The organism is Bacillus sp. FSL M8-0266 (genome assembly GCF_038613425.1).
GTDB lineage: Bacteria > Bacillota > Bacilli > Bacillales > Bacillaceae > Bacillus > Bacillus pumilus.
The window spans coordinates 2,230,939-2,254,765 of record NZ_CP152015.1 but is presented as its reverse complement, the minus strand read 5'-3'; the positions used below and the strand labels follow the sequence as shown (position 1 = coordinate 2,254,765).

Sequence of the window (23,827 nt, the reverse complement as noted above, 5' to 3'; positions counted from 1 at the left end):
AAGAAAAATGCCTGTTATGTCATATATAGACGCCATTACACTGGCGATGAAAGAAGAAATGGAGCGAGATCCGAAAGTGTTTGTGCTCGGAGAGGATGTCGGGAAAAAGGGCGGCGTATTTAAAGCGACAGCGGGTCTTTATGAGCAATTCGGAGAAGCGCGCGTCATGGATACACCTCTTGCAGAATCAGCCATTGCTGGTGTAGGGATTGGAGCAGCGATGTATGGAATGCGCCCAATTGCTGAGATGCAATTTGCGGATTTTATCATGCCTGCTATTAACCAAATCATTTCAGAGGCTGCGAAAATTAGATACCGCTCAAATAACGATTGGAGCTGTCCAATGGTCATCCGCGCACCTTATGGGGGCGGAGTTCACGGGGCGCTTTATCATTCACAATCAGTTGAAGCGATTTTTGCCAACCAGCCTGGTTTGAAGATTGTCATGCCTTCTACGCCTTATGATGTAAAAGGTCTTTTAAAAGCTGCGGTGCGTGATCCAGATCCTGTATTGTTCTTTGAACACAAACGTGCCTACCGTCTGATTAAAGGAGAAGTACCTGAAGAGGATTACACACTTCCTATTGGAAAAGCAGATGTGAAACGTGAAGGCGATGATATCACGGTCATTACATATGGCCTCTGCGTCCATTTTGCATTGCAAGCAGCAGACCGCCTTGCGAAAGACGGCATTTCTGCGCATATTCTCGATTTGAGAACAGTGTACCCGCTTGATCAGGAAGCCATTATTGAAGCGGCATCAAAAACAGGCAAAGTGCTTCTTCTAACGGAAGATACAAAAGAAGGCAGCATCATGAGTGAGGTAGCGGCGATCATATCAGAGCATTGCTTATTTGATTTAGACGCACCAATCAAACGTCTAGCCGGACCAGAAATTCCGGCAATGCCTTATGCACCGACGATGGAAAAATTCTTCATGGTCAACCCAGATAAGGTAGAAGCTGAAATGAGAGAGCTAGCGGCGTTTTAAGAAAGAGGAGGGTTTCAAGTGGCAATTGAACAAATGAAAATGCCTCAGTTAGGTGAAAGTGTAACAGAAGGAACCATCAGCAAATGGCTCGTTTCACCTGGCGATCATGTGAATAAATACGATCCAATTGCGGAAGTCATGACGGATAAAGTGAACGCAGAAGTCCCGTCATCTTTTACAGGAACGATAACAAAGCTATCAGCTGAAGAAGGCGATACACTGCAAGTAGGAGAAGTGTTCTGTGAAATTGAAGTAGAAGGCAGCTCGCAGCAAAGTGCGAAAGAAGAAGCCGCACCTGAGCAAAGTGAAGCACCTGAAGCAGATCAAACAAAAGAGAATCAAAGTCAAAAGAAACGCTACTCTCCAGCAGTCCTTCGTTTAGCAGATGAGCACAGCATTGATTTAGCGGCAGTGCAAGGAACGGGAGCAGGCGGACGAATCACAAGAAAAGATTTACTTCAGCTCATTGAAAAGGGCGGCGTACAAGAGAAGACAGCACCTGTCACTGAACAGGCGGTCAAGCCAGAGCCTGTGCAGCCATCAAAATCAAAAGCGGCGCCTTCCATCTCTACAATGCCTGGTGATGTTGAACTGCCAGTCACGCCAATCAGGCAGGCGATTGCGGCAAATATGCTGAGAAGCAAACATGAAATTCCGCATGCATGGACGATGATGGAAGTTGATGTGACAAACCTTGTGACTAGAAGAAATCAGCTCAAGGACCAATTTAAAGCAAAAGAAGGCTTTAATTTGACATTCTTTGCGTTCTTTGTCAAAGCAGTGGCTCAGGGCTTAAAGGAATTCCCAGAAATGAACAGCATGTGGGCTGGAGATAAAATTGTGCAAAAGAAAGCGATCAATGTCTCGATTGCTGTTGCGACTGATGACGCTCTTTTTGTTCCAGTCATTAAGGATGCAGATGAAAAAACGATTAAAGGCATCGCCAAGGAAATTCATGAGCTTGCTTCCAAGGTGAGACAAGGTACGCTGAAGCAAAGTGACATGGAAGGTGGCACCTTTACTGTAAACAACACGGGATCATTTGGTTCTGTACAATCTATGGGAATCATTAATTATCCGCAAGCGGCGATTTTACAAGTAGAATCGATCGTGAAGCGTCCAATGATTGTAAATGGTATGATTGCAGCAAGAGACATGGTCAACCTTTGTCTCTCATTAGATCACAGAGTTCTTGATGGTCTTGTATGCGGCAGATTCCTTCAACGGATTAAACAAATCCTTGAAGGCATTGACGAGCAGACATCAGTTTACTAAAACAAGAATGTCCCCCTCCCGCTAAGGAGAGGGGGATTTCCACATGATGAGAAAGGAGCGATGGTATGTCTGGACTAGACTTTTTTGCGTTTTTAACGATTGGACTCATGTTTATCACAGCAATTGCGTTCGCTTTTCTTCGATATATTTCTAAATCACGCAACCATCCTGAAAGATTACTACTGATCATATCAATCGTTTCAATTATTCAAGTTTTGTATTGCTTGCTGATTGTCGGTGGATTTAAAGGAGCAGCGAATAGCCTCTTAGGAATTTCTCTTCTTGCCGGGACGCTGCTTGGCTATGCGCTTGAATATTTATACAGACGCTATATCAAAAAAACGCCCGAAAAAGAATAATCTCGGGCGTTTTCTTTATTTTGCTGGAACAATAAAGGTCAAATGTTGTTTTAACACTTCTAAAGAAGCTGGGGCTGTCATGTACACTTCGCCATCTGTATCAGCATCCATTTCCTCTTTTGTGTGGATCTGAATATTGGATGCTTGAATGAGGGAGAGGTCTCCGGTGAAATCCTCCAGCTCTTCCCGGTTCATAGAAAAGATTTCTTTTAGAGCAGAGAAACTCGTATTTCTGCAAATTAAGATTTCTGCTTTCCCATCATCAATCGTTGCACTCGGCAAATCAATTTTATTTGTCCCGATGAAATGTCCATTCATGACAAGAACGATGACGGCTTCTTCTTCCCAGGTCTCCTCCTCTGTTTCAATTCGTACATGAAAAGGATCTGTTTGCTGTAAGGTGCGGAGGGCACTTGTGAAGTAGCTGATTTTGCCGAGTACAGCTTTTTCCTTGTCATTAATATTGTTGGATGTGTCTGCAATCAGCCCGATTCCCCAAAAGTTTAACAAGTATCGATCTCCTGCTTTGATTAAGTCGACCTTTTTTTCTACGCCGTCTACAATCATTTGAGCGGCTTTCTGCATTTGTTGCGGAATACCAAGCGTTCTAGAAAAGTCATTGCATGTCCCGCCTGGTAATATCGCTACAGCTGGCCTTTTTTCTAAACCACCGATGCCATTCATGCATTCATGCACGGTTCCATCTCCGCCTAATATGATCAGCAATTCTATCGTCTCATCAATTGTGCGACAGAATTCATAAGCATCATTTGGCTGCTTTGTTGGTTTAAGAATGAGTTCATCAATATGTAGAGAAAGAAGAGGTACTGTTTGTCCGAGAACTTTTTCCATGTTTTTTTGTCCAGCATTTCCATTATAAATGAGCATCGCTTTTTTGAATTGTGCCATCACGCAGTTCTCCCTTTCATCTCTTTATCATCACTTTTCCCCAATTTCGCGGCGTATAAACGATGTTCAGAAAAGTGTGGAATGAAAAGACAACACATTTGCCCGCAGGCGTTTTCCTTGATATGATGTTGTTAAAATGGTTTTGGCATGCTAAAGGAGTGGACGGACAATGAATATTGATTTTAATTTATTTATGAATGATATTGTGAAACAAGCGAGAGAAGAGATCAAACAGGCTGGCTATAATGAGCTTACATCAGCTGAAGAAGTGGATGAAGCCCTGTCTAAAGAAGGCACGGCACTTGTGATGGTGAATTCAGTATGCGGATGTGCTGGCGGTATTGCAAGACCAGCTGCAGGCTATTCTGTTCATTATGATAAGCGTCCAGATCAATTGCTGACAGTGTTTGCTGGACAAGACAAAGAGGCAACGGCAAGAGCCCGTGAATATTTTGAAGGCTTCCCGCCATCTTCACCATCCTTTGCATTATTAAAAGATGGAAAGATCATTAAAATGGTCGAACGTCATGAAATTGAAGGGCACGAACCAATGGAAGTCGTGTCAAAGCTTCAAGCTGCATTCGATGAGCATTGCAAAGAAATTTAACATGTGACGTTTGAATGATGACATATAAAGCAGTCCGGTCTTTAGATCGGTCTGCTTTTTGTTTTATAAGACCATTGAATCAAAATAATTTTAGCAAAATACTATTGCATCTTAAAAAGAAAGTGTTTAAAATACATTATAGTGAATAAATATTCAAAACAATACATGATTTTAAATACTGGGAGGCATTATCTTATGAAAAAGTGGTTATTATTACTTATGACAGCTGGTCTTGCAGCTGCACTCGCAGCTTGCGGAACTTCTTCTAATAATTCAAACGCATCAGGAGATGACAAAACACTCGTTATGGCGACATCAGCAGATTATCCGCCATTTGAATCAAAAGACGGAGATAAAATTGTCGGTTTTGATGTCGATCTTGCAACAGCACTAGCGAAAAAGAACGGCTACAAGCTAGAAATTCAAGATATGGATTTCGCAAGCCTTGTATCCGCCCTTAAAACAAACAAAGCTGATATTGTCCTAGCAGGAATGACACCAGATGAAAAGCGTAAAAAACAAGTAGACTTCTCTGATGTTTATTACAATGCTAAAAACTTAGTTGTCTCAAAGAAATCTAGCGGAATGAAAACAGAGAAAGACTTAAAAGATAAAACAGTCGGCGTTCAATTAGGTTCAATCCAGCAAGATGAAGCAAACGGTTTGCAAAAGAAATATAACTTAAAAGTGGAAGACCGTAATAAAATCTCTGATATCATTCAAGAGATCAAAGCAGGCCGTTTTGATGCAGCTATTATTGAAGATAAAGTAGCAGCGGGCTATTTAAAGAAAGAGAAAGACTTTCAGGCTTTTGACCTTAGTGGGTCAACAAATAATGGTTCAGCCATTGCATTCAAGAAAAATAGCGACTTAACAGCTAAATTTAATAAATCATTAAAAGAAATGCAAGACAATGGCGAACTTGATAAATTAATTAAAAAATGGTTTGCTGATGAAAAATAAGTCAGGAAAAGGATCAGCGTCATTCATGAAAATTCAGTAGAAAGCGCTGAAAAGTTCAACTCATGTTGAACTTTTTTCCTGTTTTATTATTTGATTTCGTATGAAGGCATAAAAAAGGAGACTGTCATGTTAGATTTTAAAGATGTAATACCTCAGATGCCCTTTATTTTAGAAGGGCTTAAGGTCACACTTTCTATTGTAGTGGTATCACTTTTTCTTGGATTTATTTTAGGGATTTTATTAACGCTTTGCAAAATTAGTGTATTTAAGCCGCTCATTTGGCTTGCAGATTTTTATACATCCATCTTCAGAGGCACACCGCTTGTGCTTCAATTGCTCATTATTTATTTCGGTCTGCCTCAGCTTCTCGGGTTTCAAATCGATCAATACTGGGCTGCTGTAGCGGCATTTTCACTAAACTCTGCGGCTTACGTATCTGAAATTATTCGTGCTGGTATTAATGCCATTGATAAAGGTCAAAAAGAAGCAGCCGTTGCTTTAGGCATCCCTTATGCTAAAATGATGAAGGACTTATTGCTTCCGCAGGCATTTAAAAATATTTCACCTGCACTTGTGAACGAAACGATTACACTGACAAAAGAATCAGCTATTGTGACAGTCATTGGACTGGGAGATGTCATGAGACGAGCCTATCAAGCAGGTGCCGTCACGTATAATTATCTTGAACCGCTTATTTTTGCGGGTCTCATCTATTATGTCATCGTGCTTGTTCTCACCTTTGTCGGCAAATCGGTGGAAAGGAAGTTAAAATCAAATGATTAACATAGAGAAACTCACAAAATCTTTTGGCAAAAATGAAGTATTAAAAGGGATCGACACCACTATTAAAGAAGGAGAAGTTGTCGCAGTCATTGGACCATCTGGTTCAGGAAAATCGACGTTTCTTCGCTGCATCAACTTGCTTGAAAAGCCGACTTCTGGTGTTATTACGATTCAGGATACCGAAATCACAAACCCAAAAACCAATGCACTCAAAGTGCGTGAGAACATCGGAATGGTGTTTCAGCATTTTCACCTGTTCCCGCATAAAACGGTGCTGGAAAATATCACATATGCGCCAATGAATGTGAAGAATCAATCGAAGGAAGACAGCATCAAACAAGCTGAAGATCTGCTGAAAAAGGTAGGGCTTTTAGAGAAAAAAGATGATTTTCCGAACCGCTTGTCAGGTGGTCAAAAACAGCGTGTCGCAATTGCACGTGCGCTTGCGATGACACCAGACATCATGCTGTTTGACGAACCAACGTCTGCACTAGATCCAGAAATGGTCAAGGAAGTGCTAGAGGTCATGAAAGAGCTGGCTCAATCTGGAATGACACTTGTGATCGTCACACATGAAATGGGCTTTGCAAAAGAAGTGGCTGACCGCGTGATCTTTATGGACGATGGGAAAATTGTAGAGGATGCAAACCCTGTGCAATTCTTTGAATCGCCTTCGTCACAGCGCGCGAAAGACTTCTTACAAAAAATATTATAAAGAAAAAAGAGAGGGAGACTTAACATCTCCTTCTTTTTTTGATTATAATGGGGAAAGTAAAAAAGTTCATCATTTCACAATAAGTGAATAGAAACAAGACAGAAAAGAGTGACTCACATCATGTTTAAAATCGGCTACCGAACGCTGAAAACAGCATTAGGAACAGCGATCGCCATTTATATTGCGCAACTGCTTGGCCTTCAAAATTATTCCGCTGCCGGGATTATTACGATTCTGTGTATTCAGGTGACAAAGAAACGGTCGCTTCTTGCATCAGGTGCCCGCTTTGCCGCATGCAGTCTTGCCATTTTATTTTCTTATCTATTTTTCGATCTGATTGGGTATCATCCTTTTGTGATTGGTCTGATGCTGCTTGTCTTTATTCCGACAACCGTATTGCTCCGCATTAAAGAAGGGATTGTCACAAGTTCAGTCATCATCCTCCATTTATACATGTCGGGCGGGATTACCCTTCACCTCATTTGGAATGAGCTGCTGCTGATTACGATTGGTGTTGGCGTGGCACTTATCATGAACCTGTATATGCCAAGTGTCGATAAAAAGCTTAAACGCTACAGCGAACAGATTGAAGCCAACTTTGCAAAAATTTTTGAGGAAATCGAACAATACTTAATGACAGGGAAACAAGACTGGACAGGCAAAGAAATACCAGAGACACATCAATTGATTAAAGAAGCAAAAGCTCTTGCATATCGTGATGTTGAAAACCATGTCTTAAGACATGAAAACCTGTATTATCATTATTTCAATATGAGGCAAAAGCAATTCGAAATCATCGAGCGTGTGCTTCCGAAGATCACATCCATTTCCATTACAACAGAGCATGGACAAATCATTGCAGAATACATTAGAGACTTACGCGAACATATTCACCCAGGGAACACGGCGCATAAGTTTTTAAGGCGCCTCATTGATATGAAAGAAGAGTTCGATAAGCTCCCGCTGCCGCAAACAAGAGAAGAGTTTGAAGCAAGAGCTGCACTGTTTCATTTCCTCGGAGAAATGGAACAATATTTAGTACTGAAAAGCTATTTTAAAGGGATGAAAGAATAGAGACGCATGAGTTCCTCCTTCATTGGTCAATCTAATGAAAAAGGAGGAGCCTATGCGTCTTTTATTTTATACCGTATTGACCATGTCCCTTTCACCTATCTGGCCGCTCGGACAAAACCCGCTTCCAGGAGACCCTTATGTCATTATTAATAAACAAACCAATGAACTTGCCTATATTGATCAAGGACAAATCCAAAAAATATATCCTGCTTCTACAGGGAAAACTTCAGATTTAACGCCAGAAGGGGAATTTACCATTATGATCAAAGCGAAAGATCCCTATTACAGAAAAAAGAATATTGAAGGCGGTGCGAAGAATAACCCTCTTGGCAGAAGATGGATTGGATTTGATGCACGAGGAACAGATGGCAGAATATACGGAATTCATGGGACGAGTGACGAAACATCGATAGGGAAATTTATCACGGCAGGCTGTGTGAGACTGCATAATCAAGATGTAGAGCTTCTATTTGACCAGCTTCCGGTTGGGACAAAAGTTTGGATTACAACATCAACCGATTCATTTGAAAAGCTTGCCAAAGACAAACAGGCCATTCGTTGATTGAACGAATCACCTGCTTGTCTGCTTTTATTGAAACCTTATAAAAAGGTTGCGGCTCCTGCTAAAAGCGAAGATATTAGCAACAGGCTAATCATGAGCAATACCATGAATTTCATCATTTTCTGAGACATATCGCACCCCTATAATCGAAGATTTTTTGCGACGAACGCACCTTTCTTTATTCTAGCTCGTTTTTTCAAATGCGACAAGTGATCAACAAAGGAAGTGAACGGATGAATCAAATCGACCATATTGCCATTGCGGTCTTTTCTATAAAAAACACATCTCGAATTCTTCAACAGCTGTTTAACTGGCATTTTTCAGACATACAAGAGATTCCTGAGCAGGAGATTAAAGCGTCCTTCGTTTCACTTGATCATGTGCACATTGAATTAATTGAACCGATGTCCGGCAGCAGCAAACTACATACCTTTTTAACAAAAAGAGGAGAGGGACTCCATCATATTGCGCTAAAGTCAGGTGACATACAGGCGGACCTTAACCGTCTTGATCATCTTGGCGTGGAGCTTCTCCAACAATCAGCACAGATAGGCGCGAGCGGGAAGCGGATTGCTTTTATTTCACCGAAAGAAACGTCCGGTGTGTTATTCGAATTGTGCGAGCCCTTGAAAGGAGAGGAACATGGCAATGAATGAATCGTTCAATGACTTGGCTAAATGGCGCGAAAAAGCATTCATGGGCGGCGGCGTGAAACGTGCAGCTGCGCACCGGAACAAAGGGAAACTAACCGTTCGTCAGCGGTTGCATGAACTTCTTGACGGGGGCAGTTTCATGGAAATTCAAGGATTTGCAACAGGCCGCATGTCAGAGCATGTCGGTGATGGCGTCGTTACTGGAACTGGACTCATTCATGGAAAGCCGGTATGTGTTTATGCACAAGATGCAACAGTGCATGGAGGCTCTTTAGGCGAAATACATGCCAAAAAAATTGCTTCTCTAATGGATCTCGCAGCTAAAAATCAGATGCCGGTCATCGGTCTAAAAGACTCAGGTGGTGCGAGAATTCAAGAGGGTGTGGTATCATTAGAAGGATACGGACAGATTTTTAAACGGAATGTGCTGTACTCTGGTCAAATCCCGCAAATATCCGTTATTTTAGGCTCTTGTGCTGGAGGAGCAGTCTATTCTCCTGCCTTGACTGATTTTGTGTTCATGACAGAACAGACAGCTCATATGTTTTTAACAGGTCCGAAAGTCATAGAAAAGGCAACAGGAGAAACGGTCTGTCCTGACCGTCTTGGCGGTGCAAGTGTTCAGCATCAGACAAGCGGGAATGTGCACTATACTGGCAAAGATGAGAAAGACGTGTTAAAAGCGGTTCGAACACTTTTAACGTACATACCAACGAAACAACAGACTGTCATGGACGCTGAAACGAGTAAGCAAGACGCAGCTGATCCAGGCGACATCTTGCCGAAGGATCCATCACGCACCTATGACGTCAAACAAGTGGTGACAGCGATCATCGATTCAGACTCATTCTTTGAGACGCAGCCTTGTTTCTCAAAAAATATCGTTACAGGGTTTGCCAAATTACAAAGGGCTTCAATTGGTATAGTTGCCAATCAGCCAAAGGTGCTGGCAGGAAGTCTTGACCTTGACGCTGCTGATAAAGCGGCCAGGTTTATTCGATTTTGCGATGCGTTTCATATTCCGCTCTTAACACTTGTAGACGTCCCTGGTTTTTTACCAGGGGAAAAAGCCGAGCATGCGGGAATTATCCGTCACGGCGCAAAGCTTTTATATGCGTACGCTGAAGCGACCGTTCCAAAAATCACGGTGATTTTAAGAAAGGCGTATGGCGGTGCGTATGTCGCAATGAATAGCAAGGGCTTAGGCGCTGACTTTGTTTATGCATGGCCAGCGGCAGAAATTGATGTCATGGGGAAAATGTTCGCAGACGAAATCGTTCATCCTGCTTCCCGCGAGATTGAGATGGAGCCAAGTGTATTAAAAGCAGCTCAGGCAGGGCTAATAGACGATATTTTCATGCCGGCTGAAACGAGAGAGCGATTGATTCGCTCATTTGATTTGCTTCGCAGGAAGGAAGAAGATAGACCGTTAAAAAAGCATGGCAACATGCCGCTATAAGAGGAGGAGCATCATCATGATCAATGAAAAACGTTTGCTAGACGAATTTTTAGAACTTGTTCAGATTGATTCGGAAACGAAACACGAAGAGAAAATTGTGGAAGTCTTAAAAGAAAAATTCTCACAGCTTGGACTAAAAGTGGTGGAAGACGACTCAAAAGCGAAAACAGGCCACGGTGCAGGCAACCTTATCTGTACACTGGAAGGCAATCAAGAGGCTGATACCATCTATTTCACGTCTCATATGGATACAGTTGTTCCGGGCAATGGCGTAAAACCAGTCATTGAAGACGGCTATGTGAAAACAGATGGAACAACCATTCTTGGTGCTGACGATAAGACAGGACTTGCGGCAATGTTTGAAGCAATCCGTGTGCTGAAAGAGAAGAATTTACCGCATGGAACGATTGAATTTGTCATCACAGCAGGTGAGGAATCAGGACTTGTCGGAGCAAAAGCGTTAGATCCGAAGTTGATGACAGCTTCATACGGCTATGCCCTTGATTCAGATGGCAAGGTCGGAACCATTATCGTAGCTGCGCCAACACAGGCAAAAGTACGCGCAACCATTTACGGGAAAACAGCTCACGCAGGTGTCGCGCCTGAAAAAGGTGTGTCTGCGATTACCATTGCATCAAAAGCCATTGCCAGTATGCCGCTTGGCCGAATTGATGAAGAAACAACGGCGAATATTGGTCGTTTTGAAGGCGGAACGCAAACGAATATTGTGTGCGATCAAGTCGATATCCTTGCTGAAGCACGCTCTTTAGAACCTGCAAAAATGGAAGCACAAGTAGCGAAGATGAAAGAAGCCTTTGAAAAAACCGCTAAAGAAATGGGCGGAAGTGCCGATGTACACATTGACATCATGTATCCAGGCTTCAAATTCTCTCACGGCGATCAAGTCGTAGAAGTGGCGAAAAAAGCGGCTGCGAAAATTGGCCGTCCATCAGAACTACAGACGAGCGGTGGTGGCAGTGATGCAAACGTCATTGCAGGAAACGGCGTCCCAACTGTCAACTTAGCTGTTGGATATGAAGATATTCATACGAAAAATGAGAAAATGCCGATTGAAGAATTAGTCAAAACAGCTGAAATGGTTCTCGCCATTATCGAAGAAACGACAAATCCATCGTAAAGGCAGGAGACTCTGTGAGCACGCAAAAGATCATTATTTTCCAAGTGGGGCAAGAGGATTTTGGCATTAGTGTAGAGCATATTCGTTCGATTGAGAAGGTCCCTTATTTACAAGAAGTATCGAACCTACCTAAAGAAATAAAAGGACTCATGTCTTTAAGGGGAGAGGTCATTCCTGTCAGTGACACAGGCGTGATGCTTCACGGAAAGCCTCTTGATGTGAACGAACAGTCCAAGGTGTTGCTATTTGAATTAAACGGACAAATGGTAGGCTGTCTTGTCTCGGGTGCAAAAGATATTATCGATATCGAGCTAAGCGAGATCAAGCCATTTCATATGAACACGAAAGCCTCTGAATATTTCTTCGGCGTTGTGGAGAGAGAGAACAAGATGATTTTACAAGTGGACCCGAATAAGTTCCTTGGGAGAATTGAGGATCTCGATCAATTGCCAGCGCGGTTAAAAGAAGAATTGGCATAAAGAAGATCCCCTTATCATCAGATAAGGGGATTATTTTTATTCAGCAGCTGGGCTAGCTTGGTCGTTTGCCTCAGCTTTTGATTTTGATTTTTGGTACATGACATTTAAAATAATGGTTTGGATTGTGAGTAATAATCCGCTTGTCATCCAGTATAAAGGAAGGGCAGCGGGTGCATTGATTGAAATAAACAGCATCATGATTGGGAAAATCATGCCCATCACTTTGGCTTGTTTCAGCGCAGCCTCTGTCTGGGTGCCTGATTGCTTCGCAAACCTTTGCGTAACATAAAATTGCAAGAAATACATAGCGCCTGCAAAGATCGCGACCAATAGATCGGTTTGTCCTAAGTTAAACCATAGGAACGAATGTGTTGCGATCTCAGGTGTTGAGCGGATCGCTGAGTAAAAGCCAAGAACAATTGGAATTTGAATCAGCATAGGCAGACAGCCCATTGCCAGCGGGTTCACATTGTTCTCTTTGTATACTTTCATCATTTCCATTTGTAGTTCTTTTTGTTTTTCAGGTTCTTTCGTTTTCTTCAATTTGCTTTGAATTTCATCAATTTGAGGCTTTACTAGTGCCATTTTCTCCTGCATGACTCTTTGCTTCTTAAATTGGTTCGCAAAAAGAGGGAAAATCAGCAGACGGACGATCAAGGTCACGAACATAATCGATAAACCATAATCATCATGGAAGAAGTTCGCAAGCCAAATGATCAGCTCAGAAAAAGGCTGGACAAAATAATGATGGAAAAACCCATCAGAGCTCGCATTCGTTTGCCCACTCGCTGCAAAAGCAGGTGAGGCAATCATCATTAAACATAAAGTCGTACAAATCGTTAATAAACGTTTCAATTCGTTTCCTCCTCATTTTTTAAAAAATTAATTAGAGAGAGGAAGCGAATGGTCTTCATCATCGTTCGATGATCGTTTCATTCGAATGACTTTACTAATCCAAGTTGTAATGCGATCATATATGATAAACAGAAAGTCTGTTCGATTCAATAAAGATGCGTCCAACTCTTCCAAACGATGTCCACCGAGGTGTTCGTTCATACGGCAGTCTTTTAATAAAAACGCAATACCGATGGCCGTCAGCGCTGGAAGAATAATCGTAAAGAATTCAACAAGGAAAAAGACTTCATTGAATGTATCAATAATCATGATTATCACATCCATTTCATTACTCACAGTGTACTATACACATTGTGAAATGTCTAACAGGATCACGTGTTTTCTCTACCGAGTATAAATCCTTATTTTGCATAAAATGGTATTTGTCATCCAAACTTCATAATTCCTATCTTATAATGAGGGGGAATAGAAGAAATGGAGGTTTTTAATATGACAAGTATTTACCCGAAGTTTCGAGCAGCTGCGGTACAAGTAGCACCTATCTACTTAAATTTGGAGGCAACCGTTCAGAAATCATGTGAACTGATCGACGAGGCAGCTTCAAATGGTGCAAAACTTGTAGCATTCCCAGAAGCATTTTTACCTGGTTATCCTTGGTTTGCTTTTATTGGTCATCCAGAATATACAAGAAAGTTCTATCACGAATTATATAAAAATGCAGTCGAAATCCCTAGCTTAGCTATTCAAAAAATAAGCGAGGCAGCAAAAAGGAATGAAACGTACGTTTGTATATCATGCAGTGAAAAAGATGGCGGCTCTCTCTATTTAGCTCAACTTTGGTTTAACCCAAATGGGGATTTAATAGGGAAACATCGGAAAATGAGAGCTTCTGTAGCAGAAAGACTGATTTGGGGAGATGGAAGTGGAAGCATGATGCCAGTTTTTCAAACTGAAATTGGCAACCTTGGCGGATTGATGTGCTGGGAGCATCAAGTGCCACTAGATCTGATGGCGATGAATGCTCAAAATGAACAGGTTCATGTAGCGTCCTGGCCAGGTTATTTTGATGATGAAATTTCAAGTAGATATTATGCCATCGCGACACAAACTTTTGTGCTGATGACTTCTTCTATCTATACGGAAGAAATGAAAGAGATGATTTGTTTAACGCAGGAGCAAAGAGATTACTTTGAAACATTTAAGAGTGGGCATACGTGCATTTACGGTCCAGATGGAGAACCGATCAGTGATATGGTTCCAGCTGAAACAGAGGGAATTGCTTACGCAGACATTGATGTGGAAAGAGTTATTGATTACAAGTATTATATTGATCCAGCTGGCCACTATTCCAATCAAAGCTTGAGTATGAATTTTAATCAGCAGCCTACTCCGGTTGTGAAACATTTGAATGACACTAAAAATGAAGTGTTAACATACGAGGCTATTCAATATCAAAATGGTATGCTTGAAGAAAAAGTGTAATTCGTGAAACCTTCTCTTTTTTAGAGAAGGTTTTAGCGTGTAGACAAACCCTCGTATTCGTTGTCAGATCTGCGCGCTGGTGCTCACGAATGTTGAATTCGCTCCGCTCCAGTGCTCAATCTTCCTAGACTTCAAGGGTTTTCAATTCACGCTGAAAAGAAGACAAAGGGCTAAAATAAAAATCATTTTAGCCCTTTGTCAACAATCTGAAACCTTCTCTTTTTTAGAGAAGGTTTTTTTGAGGAAAGATGAAATAAATCAATGTATAATTGAGCATAAAAGAGATTAATCATATTTGATCGATTCGGAACTTCTGATCAAAATATAGGGATTTAAGAAAATGGGGTTATGCCAATGTCAAATATTATTTTTCATATAGACATGAATGCGTTTTATGCGAATGTAGAAATGGCGTATGATCCTTCTTTGAGAGGGAAACCTTTAGCCATTAGCGGAAATGCGAAAGAGCGTAAAGGGATTGTGGTGACGTGTAGCTACGAGGCAAGAGCGCTAGGTGTAAAGCCCCCGATGCCGTTATGGGAAGCGAAGCGGCTTTGTCCGGGGCTGATTGTCCGTACACCAAACTTTGACCGGTACCGAAGCTCCTCACAAGAGATGTTTACAATACTAAGAGAATACAGCGATTTAGTCGAGCCTGTATCCATTGACGAGGGCTATATTGATTTAACGCATACGCCATATGCCGAGCATGCGGTGAAAACGGCTCATGATATTCAAACGAGGCTTGTAGAGGAGCTCATGCTTCCTTCAAGTATTGGCATTGCACCGAATAAATTTTTAGCGAAAATGGCGTCTAATTGGAAAAAACCAATGGGCATCACCATTTTGCGTAAACGAGATGTACCCCAAATGCTATGGCCGCTACCAGCGGGTGACATGCACGGAGTTGGACAAAAAACGGCAGATAAATTGAAAACGATTGGCATTCATACCATTGAAGATTTAGCGAAAGCAAATGAGTATACACTAAAGGAATTACTAGGCATCAATGGACCGAGATTAAAGCAAAAGGCGAATGGTGAACATGACGGCATCGTGGACCCAGAAAGGATATACGAATTTAAATCCGTCGGTAATTCGTCAACCCTTCCTCATGATTCTGACGATCCAGATGAACTTGTCGCGTTAATTGATAAGCTGTCACAATCTGTGAGTGCAAGGTTAAGGAGAAAAGAAGTGATGGCAAATCGGCTGCTCATCATGATTCGGTACGCAAGCTGGAAAAATATCACGCGAAGTGTCACCCTCACGAATCCGACGGATCGGAAGGAAGACTTATTTGAGGCAGCAAGGCAGTTATTCCTTAAACATTGGAATGACCAGCCTGTGAGGCTCTTAGGTGTGACGGGGACAGACCTTGTAGAACGAAAAGCAGCCGTTAAACAGCTTGATTTATTTTCCTATACAGAAGATGCAAAAGAAGAGCCTCTTCAAACCATTTTAGAAGGGCTAAAAGAAAAGTATGGAAAATCACTCGTTCAAAGAGGGATGACCATCAAGGAAAAAGAGAGCAAAACAAGTGGAACAAGTTTTAATAAAGACTTTTTTCAGGACGAAAAAGGAAATGACTAGCCTGAAAACTTGATAAAAGAGGTGGTGTTGTGGTAATTTCAAAGGGTACATCATTTCAGCAGTAATCAATATAGTGTGTTAGAAGGGACGTCAGAATTATGTCAAAACAACAAATCGGTGTGGTTGGACTAGCCGTTATGGGGAAAAACCTTGCCCTTAATATTGAAAGCCGCGGGTTCTCCGTGTCCGTTTATAACAGATCTAGCAGCAAAACGGAAGAATTTCTTCAAGAATCAAAAGGGAAAAACGTTGTAGGCACATACAGCATCGAAGAATTTGTTCAGTCGCTTGAAACACCGCGTAAAATTCTTTTAATGGTAAAAGCTGGTGCAGCAACGGATGCAACCATTCAATCATTACTTCCTCACCTAGAGAAAGGTGACATCTTAATTGATGGTGGAAATACATATTACAAGGATACGCAAAGACGTAATCAAGAGCTTGCGGAAAGTGGTATCCACTTCATTGGTACAGGTGTTTCCGGCGGTGAAGAAGGTGCACTAAAAGGTCCATCGATCATGCCTGGCGGTCAAAAAGAAGCGCATGAGCTAGTGAAACCAATTTTAGAAGCGATCTCTGCGAAAGTAGATGGCGAGCCATGTACAACGTATATCGGCCCAGATGGAGCAGGACATTATGTCAAAATGGTCCATAACGGCATCGAGTACGGAGACATGCAGTTGATTTCTGAATCATACTTTATCTTGAAGCATGTGGCTGGATTGTCAGCAGAGGAGCTTCATGAAGTATTCTCAGAATGGAATAAAGGCGAGCTTGACAGCTATTTAATCGAAATTACAGCTGATATTTTCACAAAAGTGGATGAAGAAACAAACCAGCCGCTTGTGGATGTCATCTTAGATAAAGCTGGACAAAAAGGAACTGGAAAGTGGACGAGCCAAAGTTCTCTTGATCTAGGTGTTCCGCTTCCAATCATTACTGAGTCTGTTTTCGCCCGCTACATTTCAGCAATGAAAGATGAGCGTGTTGAAGCAAGTCAATTAATCGAAGGTCCTAAGCCAGCGCAATTAGCAGAGAATAAACAAGAGCTGATCGAAGCGGTTAGAAAAGCCCTATTCATGAGTAAAATCTGCTCGTATGCACAAGGTTTTGCGCAAATGAAAGCAGCATCTGATGAGTATAACTGGGATTTAAAATACGGTGAAATTGCAATGATCTTCCGTGGTGGATGTATCATTCGTGCAGCCTTCTTACAACAAATTAAAGAAGCATATGACCGTAACCCTGAACTGAAAAACCTATTGCTTGATCCTTACTTTAAGGATATTGCTCAAAGCTATCAATCATCTCTTCGTAAAGTCATTTCGCTTGCAGTGGAGCAAGGAGTTCCTGTTCCTTCATTGTCAAGTGCACTTGCTTACTTTGATAGCTATCGCACAGCTGTCCTGCCAGCGAACTTAATTCAAGCGCAGCGTGACTATTTCGGTGCCCATACGTATGAGCGCACAGATAAAGAAGGCATCTTCCATACGGAATGGATGAAATAAACATAGAATGACTGAAAAACCTTACCCTTTGGTAAGGTTTTTTTGTGTTTGCATCTTTTCGGCTAAAAATGCGAAAAAGAGGGATGCTATGTAAAAAAGAAAAGAAAGTAGGGATCGAAGTGGGCATCTTATATGCACTTCTCCCAGCGATATTTTGGGGAAGTATTGTTCTCATCAGTGTCAAACTTGGCGGGAATGCTTACCAGCAAACCCTTGGTATTACGCTTGGTGCATTTATATTTTCAATTGCAGCCTTCTTCATCAAAATGCCAGAGCTGACACCGCTTATTTTTGCGGTTTCTGTGATTTCAGGCATCTTTTGGAGCATTGGACAAATGAATCAGCTTTCAAGTGTTGCGTTTCTCGGAGTCTCGAAGGCGGTTCCTTTGTCAACGGGCATGCAGCTTGTGAGCACTACTTTATTTGGCGTCATGGTCTTCAAAGAATGGCAAACGATGACGGTCATACTCATTGGTTCTTGTGCTATTTTACTGATTATTGCAGGTGTTGTGCTGACATCGCTCGGCCAAAAAAAGAATGGTGGCGGGAACGGTGGCAATTTCAAAAAAGGGATCATGATTCTGCTCATCTCAACGGTTGGTTATGTCGGATATGTTGTCATTTTGAGATGGTTTCATATTGATGGCTGGTCTGCGCTCGTTCCGCAATCGGTCGGCATGCTGCTTTCATCCTTGGCGATTAGTCTTAAGCAGAACCCGTTTAGTAAATATACGTTTAAAAATATCATTGCCGGTTTGGTTTGGTCGACAGGAAATCTCGGACTTCTTTTGGCTATTCCGCTTATTGGTGTTGCCGTAAGTTTTTCGATGTCACAGACAGGGATAGTCATCTCAACATTAGGCGGCATTTACTTATTAAAAGAGAAAGCATCCAGAACAAGCTTTGTCATTGCAGGCTGCTTGATGATCATTGCAGGCGGCGTGCTGCTAGGCTTTACAAAATAGGAGGGTAAACGAATGTATCCAGATTTAAAAGGGAAAACAGTCCTGATTACAGGAGCTGGTACAGGAATAGGTCAAGCGATGGCGCGCCGGTTTGGACAAGAAAAAGCCAATGTGGTGATCAATTATTTCTCAGATCAAGAAAATCCAGATGACACCATTGCGGATATTCAAAAAAATGGCGGACAAGCTGTGAAAATCAAGGGAGATGTCTCAAAGGAAGAGGATATGCAGGCAATGATTGATAAAGCCGTTCATACGTACGGAAGCCTTGATGTCATGATCAATAACGCAGGCATTGAAAACGAAGTGCCTTCCACAGAAATGACGCTGGATAATTGGAACAAAGTCATGTCGACCAATTTAACAGGTATGTTTCTAGGCTGCCGTGATGCATTGAAGTATATGACAGATCACGGAATAGAAGGATCGATCATCAATATGTCATCGGTTCACCAGCAAATCCCTTGGCCTCATTTCGTGCATTATGCAGCAAGTAAAGGGGGCGCCAAGCTGCTGACAGAAACGCTGGCACTAGAATATGCCCCTAAAAAAATACGTGTAAACAGTATTGCACCAGGCGCCATCGATACCCCGATCAATAAGGAAAAGTTCGATGATCCCGCATTGAAAAAAGGCGTGATTGAACTGATCCCCATTGGCTATATTGGAAAGCCTGAAGAAGTGGCAGCATGTGCTGTCTGGCTGGCGTCAAAAGAGGCAAGCTATGTCACAGGCTTGACACTCTATGTGGACGGCGGCATGACAAAATATCCTGGCTTCCAAGCAGGAAAAGGATAAGAAGAAAGGCAAAGAGCGTACACACATACGCTCTTTCAGCGTGTAGACAAACCCTCGCATTCGTTGTCAGGTCTGCGCGCTGGTGCTCACGAATGTTCAATTCGCTCCGCGCCAGTGCTCGCCCTTCCTAGACTTCAAAGGTTTTCTATCACGCTGAAAAGAAGACAAAGTGCTAAAATAAACATCATTTTAGCCCTTTGTCAACAATCTAAAAGAGCGTACACACACATACGCTCTTTTTTTATATAAAATACAGACAAATAAAATTAAATGTCTAGACATTTAAAAATAAAAATATATAATATTAAATGGAAGCGCTTTTATTACAACAATGGGGTGAGAGAAATGAAACGTATTTTATTAGCATGCAGTTCAGGAATGTCTACGAGTTTACTAGTTACAAAGATGAAGGCTCATGCCGACTCAATAGGGGACGAGGCAGAAATTTGGGCAGTTGGGCAAGATCAAGCGAGAAAAGAAATGGCGAATGCGGATGTTGTGTTAATTGGACCGCAAATGAGCTTTTTAAAAGGGGATCTTCAAAAAGAAGCAACAAAATACGGGATTGCAGTAGAGGTCATCGATATGCAGGCGTACGGGCTTGCCGATGGACAAAAAGCGTATGAACAAGCCGTTACATTGATGGAGGAATCGTAAAGAATGGAAAAGAAAACACTCGAAGGGCTCACAGAGGAACAAGTCAGTTTTCAATTGATCTTACACAGCGGTAATGCACGCAGCAAATTGCTTCAATCTCTTAAACAATTTCGAGAAGGTCAAGAAGATGAGGCATTTGGTCTCATGAAAGAAGCAGAAGAAGATTTACGTCATGCACATGGCATCCATTTTCAACTCGTGCAGCAAGAGGCAGGCGGGGAGAAAACGCCTTTCTCCTTATTGCTCATGCACGCCGAAGACCACTTAATGTCGACTATTACGATCAAGGAGCTTGTGGGAGAGCTCCTGCCAATTTTCCAAACGCTTAAACAATAAAAGGTGTAAACAAGGGGGGAAACCAATGTTTGATAAAATAAGTGCTATTTTGGTTCCAATTGCTGGGAGACTGAACAACAACCGCTATTTGGGCGTATTACGGGATGCCTTTATGCTTGCGTTCCCGCTCACCATTTTTGGTTCCATTATAGTTGTGCTAATGAATTTGCCATTTTTAGATAAAATCATGAGTCAAACCGCACTGGAAGGCGTCCAGTCTGCACTGAATATCGCGCCAAGTGCGACCATCAGCATTATGAGTGTGTTTGTTGTATTTGGGATTGGCTACTATTTATCGAAAAGCTATGATGTGGAAGCTGTATTTGGCGGCGTGATTGCATTAGCGTCTTTCTTACTTCTGACGCCATTTCTACTAGAACAAGAAGGCGGTGCATCTATTGCAGGCGTAATACCAGTCGATCGTTTAGGAGCAAAGGGGATGTTCCTTGGAATGATCACAGGCTTTTTGTCTGCTGAAATTTATCGTTATTTTGTCCAAAAGAAATTTGTCATCAATATGCCGCAGGGGGTTCCGCCAGCTGTTGCTAAGTCTTTTGCTGCACTGATCCCGGCTACTTTGACACTCACAGCCTTTTTACTGATCAATATCATCATTACACAAGGCTTCAAAACAAATATGCATGACTTGATTTATCATGCGATTCAGGCACCGCTTGTCGGACTTGGAAGCGGTATCATTCCGACCTTGATCGCTGTTTTCTTTATACAAATTCTTTGGTTCTTTGGGCTTCACGGCCAAATTATTATCAACTCTGTCATGGACCCCATTTGGAATACGTTGTCCATTCAAAACCTAGAGAGCTATACAAAAACTGGTGAGGTTCCGAATATCATCAGCAAGCAGTTTATCGAAATTTATACGGTTGGTATGGGCGGAACCGGTATGACGCTGGCTGTTGTGTTTACGATTTTAATTTTCCTGAAAAGTAAGCAATTAAAACAAGTAGCAAAGCTCGGCTTAGGACCAGGATTATTTAACGTCAATGAACCGATTATCTTCGGTTTACCGATTGTCATGAACCCGCTTATTCTTATTCCATGGATTTTGGCGCCAATGGTTATTACATGTATTTCTTATTTTGCGATGGCATCAGGCATTGTACCACCGCCGACTGGCGTGAATATTCCCTGGACGGTGCCGATCTTTATTAGCGGAATAATGGCAACCAATTCACTGGCGGGCGGCCTGCTTCAGCTGTTTAACCTGATGATCGTGTTTGTCATTTGGTTCCCGTTCCTGAAATTTATTGACCGTATGAATGTGAAAAATGAAAAAATAACCACAACGGAAAAAACAAAAACAACCAACATCAAAGGTGAAGGAGACTCAATACATGTCGATGGAAAATAACAAGCAATCATATACATTTCCAGAAGGTTTCTGGTGGGGATCTTCTGCCTCTGCCACGCAAACAGAAGGCAGCGTCCCTGGTGATGGAAAAGGACCGAATATTTGGGATCATTGGTTTGAGCAAGAGCCGACTCGTTTTTTTGATGGCGTAGGACCGAACGTGACATCCCAATTTTACCGAAAATATAAAGAGGATATTCGTCTGATGAAAGAAATTGGGCACAATTCATTCCGGTTATCCATTTCCTGGTCACGTCTTTTGCCTGAAGGGAAAGGTGCGGTCAATGAAGAAGCAGTATCTTTTTACAATGATGTGATCAACGAACTGATTGCACATGATATTGAGCCGTTTGTGAACCTGTACCATTTCGATCTGCCAATGGCGCTACAGGAAAAAGGCGGCTGGGTCAACAGACAGGTAGTGGATGATTATGTGAGCTATGCGGAATTATGCTTTCAATTATTTGGCGATCGGGTGAAAAAATGGTTTACCCATAATGAACCGATCGTTCCTGTAGAAGGCGGATATATGTATAGCTTTCATTATCCAAATGAAGTCGATTTCCAAAAGGCTGTACAGGTCGGTTATCATGAACTTTTATCAAATGCGAAGGCGATTGCGGCTTATAAAAAGTTGAAGCAAGGCGGGAAGATTGGCATCATCCTCAATCTTACCCCATCTTATCCGAGAAGCCAGAATCCGCGCGATGTAGAAGCAGCTGAGATGGCGGATGCTTTCTTTAACCGTTCCTTCCTAGATCCTGCGGTGAAGGGACATTTCCCAGAGAAACTAGTAGAGGTGTTAAAGAAAGAAGGCTTTATGCCGAGTATGCAAGACGGAGACCTTGAGCTCATTCAAGAGAATACCGTCGACCTCCTTGGAATCAACTATTATCAGCCAAGAAGAGTGAAAGCGAAAGAGCATATGCCGCATCCAAATGCACCATTTATGCCAAATCATTATTTTGATGCGTTTGACATGCCTGGAAGAAAAATGAATGTGTATCGCGGCTGGGAAATCTATGAAAAAGGCATTTATGATATATTGAAAAAAGTCCAAACAGACTATGATAATATTGAATGCTTTATTTCTGAAAATGGAATGGGTGTCGAAGGAGAAGAGCGGTTTAAGGATGAAGAAGGAATGATTCATGACGATTACCGCATTGACTTTATTTCTGAGCATCTTAAATGGGTGCATCAAGCCATTCAAGAAGGAAGTAATGTAAAAGGCTATCATCTGTGGACGTTTATGGATAACTGGTCATGGTCGAATGCCTATAAGAATCGCTATGGATTTGTCTCAGTTGATCTTCAAGAAGACGGAAAACGTACGATTAAGAAAAGCGGATACTGGTTTCAATCGGTATCAGAAAATAACGGTTTTTAATCAAAATACTTGCTCTTTCCTTGAAAAGGGCAAGTATTTTTCTTATGTGAGGGTAAGTGGATGAAACAAAAATGGCTCGTACCTTTTAAGCTCACTAGGCTTAGTGTAGAATGAGAGGAAGCTATGAAAAAACAAGTCAGTTGGTGGTGTGAGATGAAAAAGTACGAACTCATTTCAGAAGAAATCAGAAAACGAATAGGAACAGCATATTATCCAGAAGATCAACCCATTCCAGATGAAAACTCGCTTGCCGCTGAATTTCAATGCAGCCGAATGACGATGAAGCGTGCGCTCGATCTTCTCGTAGCAGAAGGTCTGCTCTTTAGAAAAAGAGGACACGGTACATTTATTGTGAAGGCAGCGCTCAATCAAGGGGCAATCAATGTGTCAGGACATGAAAATAAAGGGTTCACAAAAGTCATGGCGGATAAAAACGTCACGACTCAAATCATTCACTTTGATGTCCATTTTCCAAGCAAAGAGGTGGCAGCCCACCTATCCATAGACTCCACCACACCCATTTATGACATCATCCGTCTTCGTCTTGTGGACGAGGAGCCATATGTATTAGAAAAAACGTTTATGCCCGTCAATCTCATTAAGGGAATAGATGAAGAGGTTCTATTGGGATCAATCTATGGCTACATATCAAATGATTTGAAATTAAAAGTGGCAGGAGCGCATAAGAAAATTAGAGCAGCTAAATCAGACGAGCTGGACCAGCAATATTTAGGCTGTGACCCAACGGATCCTGTGCTAGAAGTCGAGCAGGTTGCTTATTTAAACACAGGCCGGCCGTTTGAGTACTCCTTTAGTCATCACCGCTATGATAAGTTCGACTTTTCAACGGTTGAAATTACAAAAACAGGACGTTAAAAAAAGAGCAGAACCCCCAAGGGAGACT

27 protein-coding genes are annotated in these 23,827 nt (G+C 42.0%); 23 read left to right on the top strand and 4 right to left on the bottom strand.

The genetic code is table 11. The features are described from left to right. Positions 1–7: 7 nt before the first annotated feature. The 3 genes from MKY83_RS11425 (at position 8) to MKY83_RS11415 (ending at position 2,625) form a co-directional block, all read left to right on the top strand. The gene (locus MKY83_RS11425) at positions 8–991 is read left to right on the top strand and encodes an alpha-ketoacid dehydrogenase subunit beta (RefSeq protein WP_003215848.1); all 984 of its coding nucleotides are present in this window, start codon (positions 8–10) and stop codon (positions 989–991) included. Between the two features lie 18 nt (positions 992–1,009). Beyond that, complete coding sequence (locus tag MKY83_RS11420; RefSeq protein ID WP_268507881.1) at positions 1,010–2,266, top strand: dihydrolipoamide acetyltransferase family protein; 1,257 nt, start codon at positions 1,010–1,012, stop codon at positions 2,264–2,266. Between the two features lie 65 nt (positions 2,267–2,331). Next, positions 2,332–2,625 carry a YesK-like family protein gene (locus MKY83_RS11415; RefSeq protein WP_050943788.1) on the top strand — a complete coding sequence of 98 codons (294 nt, stop codon included), beginning with the start codon at positions 2,332–2,334 and terminating at the stop codon, positions 2,623–2,625. A 15-nt stretch (positions 2,626–2,640) separates the two neighbouring features. Here the strand turns inward: MKY83_RS11415 and MKY83_RS11410 are convergent, their stop codons facing one another. After that, on the bottom strand, positions 2,641–3,534 hold the full coding sequence (locus tag MKY83_RS11410; protein ID WP_065098370.1) for a YegS/Rv2252/BmrU family lipid kinase: 894 nt from the start codon (positions 3,532–3,534) through the stop codon (positions 2,641–2,643). Positions 3,535–3,703: 169 nt separating this feature from the next. Here MKY83_RS11410 and MKY83_RS11405 point away from each other — a divergent pair, with 169 nt between their 5' ends. The 6 genes from MKY83_RS11405 to MKY83_RS11380 all read left to right on the top strand — a co-directional run bounded on the left by MKY83_RS11405 (position 3,704) and on the right by MKY83_RS11380 (position 8,238). Continuing rightward, positions 3,704–4,141, top strand: a complete 438-nt coding sequence (locus MKY83_RS11405; RefSeq protein WP_003215907.1) for a BrxA/BrxB family bacilliredoxin — start codon at positions 3,704–3,706, stop codon at positions 4,139–4,141. A 195-nt stretch (positions 4,142–4,336) separates the two neighbouring features. After that, the gene (locus MKY83_RS11400) at positions 4,337–5,104 is read left to right on the top strand and encodes a transporter substrate-binding domain-containing protein (RefSeq protein WP_065098369.1); all 768 of its coding nucleotides are present in this window, start codon (positions 4,337–4,339) and stop codon (positions 5,102–5,104) included. Positions 5,105–5,230: 126 nt separating this feature from the next. Continuing rightward, positions 5,231–5,887 (top strand): amino acid ABC transporter permease, encoded by a 657-nt coding sequence (locus tag MKY83_RS11395; RefSeq protein WP_003215691.1) that lies wholly within the window; start codon positions 5,231–5,233, stop codon positions 5,885–5,887. Then, positions 5,880–6,602: an amino acid ABC transporter ATP-binding protein gene (locus MKY83_RS11390; RefSeq protein ID WP_003215712.1), complete on the top strand. Its 723-nt coding sequence runs from the start codon at positions 5,880–5,882 to the stop codon at positions 6,600–6,602. The genes MKY83_RS11395 and MKY83_RS11390 overlap by 8 nt, the downstream gene beginning before the upstream one ends. Before the next feature lie 120 nt (positions 6,603–6,722). After that, on the top strand, positions 6,723–7,676 hold the full coding sequence (locus MKY83_RS11385; protein ID WP_061408485.1) for an aromatic acid exporter family protein: 954 nt from the start codon (positions 6,723–6,725) through the stop codon (positions 7,674–7,676). A gap of 52 nt (positions 7,677–7,728) precedes the next feature. Then, positions 7,729–8,238, top strand: coding sequence for a L,D-transpeptidase (locus tag MKY83_RS11380; protein WP_106065558.1), 510 nt, complete (start codon positions 7,729–7,731; stop codon positions 8,236–8,238). A 38-nt stretch (positions 8,239–8,276) separates the two neighbouring features. Here MKY83_RS11380 and MKY83_RS11375 read toward each other — a convergent pair whose 3' ends face one another. Then, positions 8,277–8,357, bottom strand: coding sequence for a hypothetical protein (locus tag MKY83_RS11375; protein WP_257736823.1), 81 nt, complete (start codon positions 8,355–8,357; stop codon positions 8,277–8,279). Positions 8,358–8,471: 114 nt separating this feature from the next. On the opposite strand from MKY83_RS11375, the gene mce reads away from it, so the two are divergent. From mce to MKY83_RS11355, 4 genes are read left to right on the top strand one after another with little or no spacing between them, the layout of a single operon-like run. Continuing rightward, positions 8,472–8,894, top strand: coding sequence for a methylmalonyl-CoA epimerase (mce, locus tag MKY83_RS11370; protein WP_044141020.1), 423 nt, complete (start codon positions 8,472–8,474; stop codon positions 8,892–8,894). Beyond that, complete coding sequence (locus MKY83_RS11365; RefSeq protein WP_065098366.1) at positions 8,881–10,350, top strand: acyl-CoA carboxylase subunit beta; 1,470 nt, start codon at positions 8,881–8,883, stop codon at positions 10,348–10,350. Before mce ends, MKY83_RS11365 begins: the two co-directional genes overlap by 14 nt. Positions 10,351–10,366: 16 nt before the next feature. Next, positions 10,367–11,488, top strand: a complete 1,122-nt coding sequence (locus tag MKY83_RS11360) for a M20/M25/M40 family metallo-hydrolase (RefSeq protein ID WP_065098365.1) — start codon at positions 10,367–10,369, stop codon at positions 11,486–11,488. Positions 11,489–11,502: 14 nt separating this feature from the next. After that, complete coding sequence (locus tag MKY83_RS11355; protein ID WP_217012200.1) at positions 11,503–11,967, top strand: chemotaxis protein CheW; 465 nt, start codon at positions 11,503–11,505, stop codon at positions 11,965–11,967. Positions 11,968–12,003: 36 nt separating this feature from the next. Here the strand turns inward: MKY83_RS11355 and MKY83_RS11350 are convergent, their stop codons facing one another. Continuing rightward, positions 12,004–12,783: a membrane protein insertase YidC gene (locus tag MKY83_RS11350; RefSeq protein WP_044141209.1), complete on the bottom strand. Its 780-nt coding sequence runs from the start codon at positions 12,781–12,783 to the stop codon at positions 12,004–12,006. A gap of 66 nt (positions 12,784–12,849) precedes the next feature. Further along, a complete protein-coding gene (locus tag MKY83_RS11345) occupies positions 12,850–13,131 on the bottom strand; it encodes a hypothetical protein (protein WP_003215677.1) in 282 nt (93 codons plus the stop codon). Positions 13,132–13,311: 180 nt separating this feature from the next. On the opposite strand from MKY83_RS11345, the gene MKY83_RS11340 reads away from it, so the two are divergent. The 10 genes from MKY83_RS11340 (at position 13,312) to MKY83_RS11295 (ending at position 23,799) form a co-directional block, all read left to right on the top strand. Further along, positions 13,312–14,304, top strand: coding sequence for a carbon-nitrogen hydrolase family protein (locus tag MKY83_RS11340; protein WP_065098437.1), 993 nt, complete (start codon positions 13,312–13,314; stop codon positions 14,302–14,304). 348 nt (positions 14,305–14,652) lie between these two features. Then, entirely contained in the window at positions 14,653–15,897 is a 1,245-nt protein-coding gene (locus MKY83_RS11335; RefSeq protein ID WP_065098364.1) for a DNA polymerase IV, read from the top strand. Between the two features lie 98 nt (positions 15,898–15,995). Further along, a complete protein-coding gene (gndA, locus tag MKY83_RS11330; RefSeq protein ID WP_044141026.1) occupies positions 15,996–17,405 on the top strand; it encodes an NADP-dependent phosphogluconate dehydrogenase in 1,410 nt (469 codons plus the stop codon). A 119-nt stretch (positions 17,406–17,524) separates the two neighbouring features. After that, complete coding sequence (locus MKY83_RS11325) at positions 17,525–18,370, top strand: GRP family sugar transporter (protein WP_185108580.1); 846 nt, start codon at positions 17,525–17,527, stop codon at positions 18,368–18,370. A gap of 12 nt (positions 18,371–18,382) precedes the next feature. After that, on the top strand, positions 18,383–19,168 hold the full coding sequence (locus MKY83_RS11320; RefSeq protein ID WP_106067124.1) for an SDR family oxidoreductase: 786 nt from the start codon (positions 18,383–18,385) through the stop codon (positions 19,166–19,168). A gap of 345 nt (positions 19,169–19,513) precedes the next feature. Next, the gene (locus tag MKY83_RS11315; RefSeq protein WP_003215713.1) at positions 19,514–19,825 is read left to right on the top strand and encodes a PTS sugar transporter subunit IIB; all 312 of its coding nucleotides are present in this window, start codon (positions 19,514–19,516) and stop codon (positions 19,823–19,825) included. Between the two features lie 3 nt (positions 19,826–19,828). Next, positions 19,829–20,161 (top strand): PTS lactose/cellobiose transporter subunit IIA, encoded by a 333-nt coding sequence (locus MKY83_RS11310; protein ID WP_003216020.1) that lies wholly within the window; start codon positions 19,829–19,831, stop codon positions 20,159–20,161. A 25-nt stretch (positions 20,162–20,186) separates the two neighbouring features. After that, positions 20,187–21,533 (top strand): PTS cellobiose transporter subunit IIC, encoded by a 1,347-nt coding sequence (gene celB / locus MKY83_RS11305; protein ID WP_342487367.1) that lies wholly within the window; start codon positions 20,187–20,189, stop codon positions 21,531–21,533. Then, positions 21,517–22,923 carry a glycoside hydrolase family 1 protein gene (locus MKY83_RS11300; RefSeq protein WP_106067123.1) on the top strand — a complete coding sequence of 469 codons (1,407 nt, stop codon included), beginning with the start codon at positions 21,517–21,519 and terminating at the stop codon, positions 22,921–22,923. Before celB ends, MKY83_RS11300 begins: the two co-directional genes overlap by 17 nt. A 153-nt stretch (positions 22,924–23,076) precedes the next feature. Beyond that, a complete protein-coding gene (locus MKY83_RS11295; protein ID WP_106067144.1) occupies positions 23,077–23,799 on the top strand; it encodes a GntR family transcriptional regulator in 723 nt (240 codons plus the stop codon). The last annotated feature ends 28 nt before the right edge of the window (positions 23,800–23,827 follow it).

What these genes read in the sequence shown, in the direction of transcription:
- MKY83_RS11340 (WP_065098437.1), top strand. Translation starts at nt 13,312, where the DNA reads ATGACAAGTATTTACCCGAAGTTTCGAGCAGCTGCGGTACAAGTAGCA.
- celB (WP_342487367.1), top strand. Translation starts at nt 20,187, where the DNA reads ATGTTTGATAAAATAAGTGCTATTTTGGTTCCAATTGCTGGGAGACTG.
- MKY83_RS11365 (WP_065098366.1), top strand. Translation starts at nt 8,881, where the DNA reads ATGGCAATGAATGAATCGTTCAATGACTTGGCTAAATGGCGCGAAAAA.
- MKY83_RS11315 (WP_003215713.1), top strand. Translation starts at nt 19,514, where the DNA reads ATGAAACGTATTTTATTAGCATGCAGTTCAGGAATGTCTACGAGTTTA.
- mce (WP_044141020.1), top strand. Translation starts at nt 8,472, where the DNA reads ATGAATCAAATCGACCATATTGCCATTGCGGTCTTTTCTATAAAAAAC.
- MKY83_RS11320 (WP_106067124.1), top strand. Translation starts at nt 18,383, where the DNA reads ATGTATCCAGATTTAAAAGGGAAAACAGTCCTGATTACAGGAGCTGGT.
- MKY83_RS11380 (WP_106065558.1), top strand. Translation starts at nt 7,729, where the DNA reads ATGCGTCTTTTATTTTATACCGTATTGACCATGTCCCTTTCACCTATC.
- MKY83_RS11400 (WP_065098369.1), top strand. Translation starts at nt 4,337, where the DNA reads ATGAAAAAGTGGTTATTATTACTTATGACAGCTGGTCTTGCAGCTGCA.
- MKY83_RS11345 (WP_003215677.1), bottom strand. Translation starts at nt 13,131, where the DNA reads ATGATTATTGATACATTCAATGAAGTCTTTTTCCTTGTTGAATTCTTT.
- MKY83_RS11350 (WP_044141209.1), bottom strand. Translation starts at nt 12,783, where the DNA reads ATGATGATTGCCTCACCTGCTTTTGCAGCGAGTGGGCAAACGAATGCG.
- MKY83_RS11415 (WP_050943788.1), top strand. Translation starts at nt 2,332, where the DNA reads ATGTCTGGACTAGACTTTTTTGCGTTTTTAACGATTGGACTCATGTTT.
- MKY83_RS11385 (WP_061408485.1), top strand. Translation starts at nt 6,723, where the DNA reads ATGTTTAAAATCGGCTACCGAACGCTGAAAACAGCATTAGGAACAGCG.
- MKY83_RS11295 (WP_106067144.1), top strand. Translation starts at nt 23,077, where the DNA reads ATGAAAAAGTACGAACTCATTTCAGAAGAAATCAGAAAACGAATAGGA.
- MKY83_RS11395 (WP_003215691.1), top strand. Translation starts at nt 5,231, where the DNA reads ATGTTAGATTTTAAAGATGTAATACCTCAGATGCCCTTTATTTTAGAA.
- MKY83_RS11425 (WP_003215848.1), top strand. Translation starts at nt 8, where the DNA reads ATGCCTGTTATGTCATATATAGACGCCATTACACTGGCGATGAAAGAA.
- gndA (WP_044141026.1), top strand. Translation starts at nt 15,996, where the DNA reads ATGTCAAAACAACAAATCGGTGTGGTTGGACTAGCCGTTATGGGGAAA.
- MKY83_RS11300 (WP_106067123.1), top strand. Translation starts at nt 21,517, where the DNA reads ATGTCGATGGAAAATAACAAGCAATCATATACATTTCCAGAAGGTTTC.
- MKY83_RS11335 (WP_065098364.1), top strand. Translation starts at nt 14,653, where the DNA reads ATGCCAATGTCAAATATTATTTTTCATATAGACATGAATGCGTTTTAT.
- MKY83_RS11375 (WP_257736823.1), bottom strand. Translation starts at nt 8,357, where the DNA reads ATGATGAAATTCATGGTATTGCTCATGATTAGCCTGTTGCTAATATCT.
- MKY83_RS11360 (WP_065098365.1), top strand. Translation starts at nt 10,367, where the DNA reads ATGATCAATGAAAAACGTTTGCTAGACGAATTTTTAGAACTTGTTCAG.
- MKY83_RS11310 (WP_003216020.1), top strand. Translation starts at nt 19,829, where the DNA reads ATGGAAAAGAAAACACTCGAAGGGCTCACAGAGGAACAAGTCAGTTTT.
- MKY83_RS11390 (WP_003215712.1), top strand. Translation starts at nt 5,880, where the DNA reads ATGATTAACATAGAGAAACTCACAAAATCTTTTGGCAAAAATGAAGTA.
- MKY83_RS11405 (WP_003215907.1), top strand. Translation starts at nt 3,704, where the DNA reads ATGAATATTGATTTTAATTTATTTATGAATGATATTGTGAAACAAGCG.
- MKY83_RS11410 (WP_065098370.1), bottom strand. Translation starts at nt 3,534, where the DNA reads ATGGCACAATTCAAAAAAGCGATGCTCATTTATAATGGAAATGCTGGA.